Below are 1,047 nucleotides of genomic sequence, written 5' to 3' on the forward strand. Positions count from 1 at the left end.
CAAGGTGCTCATCGCCAACCGTGGCGAAATCGCTGTCCGCGTGGCCCGGGCGTGCCGGGACGCGGGGATCGCGAGCGTGGCCGTCTACGCCGACCCGGACCGGGACGCTCTGCACGTCCGCGCCGCGGACGAGGCGTTCGCCCTGGGCGGTGACACCCCGGCGACCAGCTACCTCGACATCGACAAGGTCCTCAAGGCCGCCAAGGAGTCCGGCGCGGACGCCATCCACCCCGGCTACGGCTTCCTCTCCGAGAACGCCGACTTCGCCCAGGCCGTCCTGGACGCCGGCCTGATCTGGATCGGCCCCCCGCCGCAGGCCATCCGCGACCTCGGCGACAAGGTCGCCGCCCGCCACATCGCCCAGCGCGCCGGCGCCCCCCTCGTCGCCGGCACCCCCGACCCCGTCTCCGGGGCCGACGAGGTCGTCGCCTTCGCCCGCGAACACGGCCTGCCCATCGCGATCAAGGCCGCCTTCGGCGGCGGCGGCCGCGGCCTGAAGGTCGCCCGCACCCTCGAAGAAGTCCCCGAGCTCTACGACTCCGCCGTCCGCGAGGCCGTCGCCGCCTTCGGCCGCGGCGAATGCTTCGTCGAGCGCTACCTCGACCGCCCCCGCCACGTCGAGACCCAGTGCCTGGCCGACAAACACGGCAACGTCGTCGTCGTCTCCACCCGCGACTGCTCCCTGCAGCGCCGCCACCAAAAACTCGTCGAAGAGGCCCCCGCCCCCTTCCTGTCCGAGGAACAGGTCGCCGAGCTCTACCGCGCCTCCAAGGCCATCCTGCGCGAGGCCCGCTACGAAGGCGCCGGCACCTGCGAATTCCTCGTCGGCCAGGACGGCACCATCTCCTTCCTCGAGGTCAACACCCGCCTGCAGGTCGAACACCCCGTCACCGAAGAAGTCGCCGGCATCGACCTCGTGCGCGAGATGTTCCGCATCGCCGACGGCGAGGAACTCGGCTACGACGACCCCGCCCTGCGCGGCCACTCCTTCGAGTTCCGCATCAACGGCGAGGACCCCGGCCGCAACTTCCTGCCCGCCCCCGGCAC

At 72.2% G+C, this 1,047-nt stretch carries 1 protein-coding gene; it reads left to right on the forward strand.

Annotated features, from left to right (window positions below; all coding sequences use genetic code 11):
* Window positions 1-1,047: acetyl-CoA carboxylase biotin carboxylase subunit (locus tag ACZ64A_RS36870; RefSeq protein WP_469816414.1), on the forward strand; the 1,047-nt coding region annotated here is incomplete at both ends.

Source organism: Streptomyces sp. NPDC104814 (assembly GCF_055583185.1).